This is a genomic window from Halorubrum sp. SD690R (assembly GCF_005435035.1).
Taxonomy (GTDB): Archaea; Halobacteriota; Halobacteria; order Halobacteriales; family Haloferacaceae; genus Halorubrum; species Halorubrum ezzemoulense.
The window spans coordinates 1-5749 of the sequence record NZ_SGTV01000064.1 but is presented as its reverse complement, the minus strand read 5'-3'; the positions used below and the strand labels follow the sequence as shown (position 1 = coordinate 5749).

At 59.2% G+C, this 5749-nt stretch carries 4 protein-coding genes and 1 pseudogene; 3 read left to right on the top strand and 2 right to left on the bottom strand.

The genetic code is table 11. From position 1 onward, the window contains the following. Positions 1–121, top strand: a pseudogene (locus EXE41_RS18195) (IS1595 family transposase); the annotation flags it as partial. A 162-nt stretch (positions 122–283) separates the two neighbouring features. Here EXE41_RS18195 and EXE41_RS18190 read toward each other — a convergent pair. Together EXE41_RS18190 and EXE41_RS18185 are read right to left on the bottom strand one after the other, a co-directional pair. Next, the gene (locus tag EXE41_RS18190) at positions 284–2188 is read right to left on the bottom strand and encodes an ABC transporter ATP-binding protein (RefSeq protein ID WP_089309450.1); all 1905 of its coding nucleotides are present in this window, start codon (positions 2186–2188) and stop codon (positions 284–286) included. Between the two features lie 83 nt (positions 2189–2271). Next, a complete protein-coding gene (locus EXE41_RS18185; RefSeq protein ID WP_049933446.1) occupies positions 2272–3006 on the bottom strand; it encodes a helix-turn-helix domain-containing protein in 735 nt (244 codons plus the stop codon). A 125-nt stretch (positions 3007–3131) separates the two neighbouring features. Between EXE41_RS18185 and EXE41_RS18180 the strand changes: the two genes are divergently transcribed. Beyond that, a complete protein-coding gene (locus tag EXE41_RS18180; protein ID WP_241987291.1) occupies positions 3132–4208 on the top strand; it encodes an MBL fold metallo-hydrolase in 1077 nt (358 codons plus the stop codon). A 2-nt stretch (positions 4209–4210) separates the two neighbouring features. Next, positions 4211–5500 carry an MFS transporter gene (locus tag EXE41_RS18175; RefSeq protein ID WP_137691743.1) on the top strand — a complete coding sequence of 430 codons (1290 nt, stop codon included), beginning with the start codon at positions 4211–4213 and terminating at the stop codon, positions 5498–5500. Positions 5501–5749 lie beyond the last annotated feature (249 nt).

The following is a 5749-nucleotide window of genomic DNA, read 5'->3' as shown; positions in this document are numbered from 1 at the left end:
GCAAGGCTTGGAGCAGGCCGCTCATACATTCGGGATCGTTAGATCGCTGAATCTCACAGGCGCATCTGTCGATATCACCATCGACTGCCTTGTTATGGGGTCTTTCCGCAGCTCTACATAAGAGCGACCCAGTTATCCTTATTGTGGCACATCTCGTCGATGGTATCTCTAGATATGATATTCCAGAATATGATTATTCAGAATATTTTATATCACGCCCACTAATTCAGTGCTACTCAATATTTGGATAATTCGGGGAACATACCGACACCCCGGTCGAGCGTCAGTCGTCGGCAGCAGCAGCGTCAGCCTGCCCCTGCCAGAGATCCGCGTATATTCCCTCGCCCGCAACCAGCTCGTCGTGCCCTCCCTGCTCGACGATCCGGCCCTGATCCATGACAACGATCTCGTCCGCGTTCTGGATCGTCGACAGTCGGTGGGCGATGATGAACGCGGTCCGCTCCTCGACCAGCCGCTCGAGGCTTTCCTGAATCAGTTCCTCGGTCTCCGTATCGACGTCTGAGGTGGCCTCGTCAAAAACGATGATCTCGGGATCGTTGAGCAGTGCCCGGGCGATGGCGAGGCGCTGCCGCTGGCCGCCCGAAAGTTTGACGCCACGCTCGCCGACTTGCGTGTCGTATCCATCTGGGAGATCTTCGATGAACTCGTCGGCCGCGGCGGCCTCGGCCGCCCGCTCGACCCGAGCGCGGGCGCTTTCGTCCGGTTCTCCCGCCCACTCGGCCTCAAGCGTCTCGCGGTCGCCGTACGCGATGTTCTCCGCGACGGTCCCCGAGAACAGGTACGGATTCTGTTCGACAATGGCGATGGCGTCCCGCAACGACTGTAGATCGTACTCCCGCACATCGGTCCCGTCAACCCGGACGGCCCCATCGTCGACGTCGTGGAACCGGGGAATAAGCTTCAGGAGCGTCGACTTCCCGGCCCCGGTCGCCCCGGCGAGCCCGATCGTCGTCCCCGCCGGCACGTTGAGCGAGACGTCGTGAAGGACGGGCTCGCGGTCCCCGTAGGCGAACGTAACGTCTTCGAACGTGACCTCTCCGTCAATCGACGCAGGGGTGTGCGGCGAGTCGGGGCTGGTGATCGTGGGCTCGCGGCCGAGCAACCCGAACACGCGCTCGGCGCTCGACTTCGCGAGCTGGTACTTGTTCGCCGACTTCCCGACCCGGCGCATCGGCGAGTACAGCCGCCGCAACAGGAGGAAGAAGAGCGCGAACCCGCCGAGGGTCAGCGCCCCTGCCTCGCCGGGAACGCCGCTGATGATATCGGTGCCACCGATGTAGAGCACGAGGACGAATACGACGCCGGTCAACAGTCGCAGGGTCGCGAAGAACCCCCGTCGGATCCGAAGCGCCGCGACCTTCTCGTCGTGGTACGCCTCGCTCTGCGTAGCGACTCGGCTCTCCTCGAAGCTGTACCGGTCGAACGACTTGATCACCGCGGCGCCACCGAGGTTGTTCTCGAGCCGCGTGTTCAGTCGAGCGACTGTCTCGCGAATCGATTTATATCGAGGTTCGATCCAGGTGAGAAACTGGCTACTAGCCAGTCCGATGACCGGGACCGGCGCGAGCGCGATGAGCGCCAGCTTCGGCGAGTACGTCCACAAGATGATCGCGATTCCGCCGACCGTCGCGACCACGCGGATGAGCTGTCGGAACTCCGTGTTCAGGAACTGCTCAAGCCGATTGATATCGCTGTTGAGGATCGACATCATACCGCCGGTCTGATGATCGGCGAAGAAGTCCATCGAGAGCCGCTGGAGATGGTCGTACGTGTCGTTTCGCAGATCACGCTGAACCTTCTGTGCGGTCGCTTGAAGCAGATACCGGGAGATAAACCGCGCAACCGACCGGACCAGGTACGCGAGCACCGCGATGAGCACGAGCTGTTCGAGCACCGCGAGCCGAGCCGCTTCGCCGGTGATTTCGCCCTGCGGTAGCAAACCCACGTCGGTCAGCAGTCCCGCGTCGGCCGATCCGCGGATCGCTCGATCGATCGCAGCCGCGACGACAATCGGTGGGACCAGTCTGGCAAACCTCGTGAGAAACGCCGCAAGCACGCCGAGCGTAAGGGTCGGCCAGTAGCGCTTGGCGTAGCCGAGCAGACTCACCATCGGGTGGCCGTCAACGTTCTCTCGGGCGTGTTCAAACCCGCCGTGGTCGTCTGTCACTGTGTTCGGTAGCGCTCTTGTGTGTAAGTATTCGGTGACATGGCGCTATAAGCTAGATGATTGTCTGGCGAACTGATGACAGACTAGTCGGCGGCTTGTTCGGTTCGTCGGGTCTCCTCTACTTGTAGCGGGTCGGCTGCCGATGTCGCGGTAACCAATCGGAGGAACTGTCCCGCGTTCGTGAGGAGTTTATTCTCCGCTTTTCGAAGGTGCTCTTCATACGTTGAGCGAGCGACTGCCGTCTGATCGGCCAGGTCTCGAAGCGAGGTCTTCCGTGGTTGTTCGTAGTACCCACTCTCCAGTGCTAATTGGAGCGCTGCCAACTGTCGGTCAGTGATGTTCTCGAACAGTTGGTTCGCCGGAGCCAGCATACTGTGTGGAATCTGTTTTTCCGAAATCGACGTTTTCGAGAGCAGTTCGATTTCTCTATCGGAGCGAAGATCACCGAGCAGCTCTCGAATGTCCTCGCCGTCGAACGCGACTACCGTGTAGTGCTCCCAGCCTTGACGGTAGATCGTTGGCGACTGATACAGGCAGTTGTGTTTCTCAAACCGGTCGATAATCGACTGTTCGAGTGAACAGAGACACGACTGTGTGACGATGTGATACCCTTCGTTACCCTTCGATTCGTGCAGAACGGTTCCGAGTTGGTCAATATCGTCACGCAGCTCATCAGTCGGCGTCGTCTCTGACGTGATTTCCAGTACTTGACAGTCGCTTAGCGGCCACTCACGGATGGTCAAGTCCGGGTGTCGTTCCGAGATCTCCCGGTACGGGCACTCGTGTTTAACTCGAATCGTGGCCTCGTACAAGCTCATACTAATTATTTTGAATCGGTCAAAATTAACAGTGGCGGTCATGTCCGGCAGTACTCATATGCGAATATACCTCCTCTCCACAAGCACCGATGTAAGAGATCTCGCCGGAAAAAATCAGCGAGCAGTTGCGAAATGGCGACGGCAAGCCACTGGTCCTCGATATTCGCCACCGAGAAGACTTCGAAGAGTGGCATATACCGGGTAGTATCAACGTCGATGTCTACGACGAATTAACTGACAACCCTGAACAAGCCAAGGGGCCTCTTTCGGACCTTCCTCGTGAGGAGGAGATAGTTACAGTCTGTGCCGTAGGTGTCGTCTCGGAGACAGCGACGGAAGTGCTCCAAGAATTGGACTACAATGCGGTGACGCTCACCGATGGAATGAATGGCTGGAGCCGCGTGCACCGCCACGCAGAAGTACCAGCGAATCTCGATGGCACGCTCATTCAGGTCGCGCGCCCAGGGAAGGGCTGCCTCTCACACGTCCTCATCTCGGCCGGTGAAGCCGCGCTCTTCGATCCATCACATTACCTCGCTGAGTACGAGGCAATTCTCGATGAATACGACACCGAACTCGTCGGCGTCTTCGACACGCACGCCCACGCTGACCACGTCTCGGGTGCTGTAGAACTCGCCGACCGACACGGCGTTCCTTACTACCTTCACCCGGAAGACGCGCTCGCCATCGACGCAACGCCGGTTGAGGATGGACAGAGCGTGACGGTCGGCAGTCTCGATATCGAAGTCATCCACACACCGGGACACAGCGAAGGAAGTGTCTCATTCGATGTCGACGGTGTAGCGTTGATCACGGGCGATACGCTCTTCCACGAGAGCGTGGGACGTGTCGAACTCGGCGTCGAAGCCGGTATCGAAGACGCCGAGGTCGAACAGAATGCTGCGACGCTTTACGAGAGTCTTCAGCGCCTGTTGAACAGGCCAGACGATACGGTTGTGCTGCCAGCACACGATCCCGGCTCGCCTGAACCACCGGTGACTGCGACCCTCGCTGAAATCAAAGAACGCAACACGGATCTCAGCCGCGACCGCGACGAGTTCGTCGAAGAACTCGCGTCGGATATCCCGGATCATCCCCCGAATTTCGAGCGTGTCAAGCGAACGAATGTCGGTCAAGAGTCGGTTCCCACCGACGAGTTGGCTGAACTGGAGCTGGGTCCCAACAACTGCGCTGCCGAATAAACATGAGTACGGGAACTGAAATCAAACAGGGAATCCGCGAGCACCTCGGGCAGTTCTCGCTCCACGTCCTGCTGGTGTTCGCCACCGGATTGACCATCGGGTCCGAACGGACCGTCGTCCCTGTTCTGGGAGAGGAGGGCCTCGGCGTCACGTCGTTCCTCGTTATCGGTTCGTTCGTCGTCTCGTTCGGGATCGTGAAGTCGATCCTCAACCTCTACGCTGGTAAATGGGGCGAGGAGTACGGCCGGAAGCCAGTTCTCGTCGCCGGATGGGCGACGGCACTCCCCCTGCCGATCATCCTCATCTTCGCTCCGAGTTGGGGGTGGATCACGGTCGGAAACATCCTGCTAGGTATTAACCAAGCGTTGACGTGGAGTATGGCGATCAACGCGAAGATCGACCTTGCAGGACCCGACCAGCGCGGCCTCGCGGTCGGCATCGACGAGTCGTTCGGCTACACTGGTGTCGCTGTCGGTGCGTGGCTCACTGGCGCCATCGCTGGGCAGTGGAGTCTCCGGCCCGAACCGTTCTACTTCCTCGCAATAGTCGTCGTGCTGGCGTTCCTCATCTCGATCTTCCTGATCAAGGAAACCGTCCAGTACGCCCAAGCCGAAGGCGACGACGATCACCACGACGCGAACTTGCCGTTCAACGAGGTGGTGAAGCGAGCGACCTACGGCGACAGAACGCTGTTCGCTGCGGCGCAGGCCGGCCACATCGAGAACTTCGTGGACACACTGTTCTGGATTGCCGTCCCGCTGTATCTGGTAAGCCAAGGCCTCGGTATTGCGGCTGTCGGTGTCGTCGTCGGCGTCCACAGCGCGATGTACTTCCTCCAGATTGCGACCGGTGGGCTCGCTGACCGTATTGGCCGCCGACCGCCCGTCATCTTGGGGATGTTCCTCGCGGGAGCCGGCGTCCTCGGAATGGTACTTGTAGAGGGGTACCTCGCGTGGGCCGTCATGGCCGCTGTCTCAGGCTTGGGAATGGCGTTGCTGTATCCGAACCTGATGACTGTGCCGAGCGACGCCGCTCACCCGACGTGGCGGTCAGCGGGTATGGGTGTCTATCGAATGTGGCGCGACTCCGGCTACGCAGTCGGTGCAATCCTGATCGGGCTTTCGATGGAGTTCGTCAGCGCCGAAGCCGCATTCTACATGACGGCACTTCTCATGTTCATCTCTGGAGGGATCGTGTACGTCTGGATGGAAGAAACTCACCCGGACTTTGGGACACACGAGCCGCCCGCCCCTGCGAGGGAGCAACCAAGCAAAACAGTCCCCCAAGACTAGTTCAGTACATACGCAGGCACGTCCTATCGGGTGGTTCTGGATTAAGATGGAGAAAATAACGTAGTTCCCGTGCTGACTACAGCCTCTATATTCACCACGCGGCTTGGGATATATCAGCGTCAAAGGATTTCACCTATGGAAACGCTGCTACCCGGGCAAACCACGTCTAGCGATAAAATGATTACGCCGTCCGGGGATCTGCTGTTCTCACAACCGGCAGGCGGTCGGAGCGTGTCTGCGGTGCGGTCG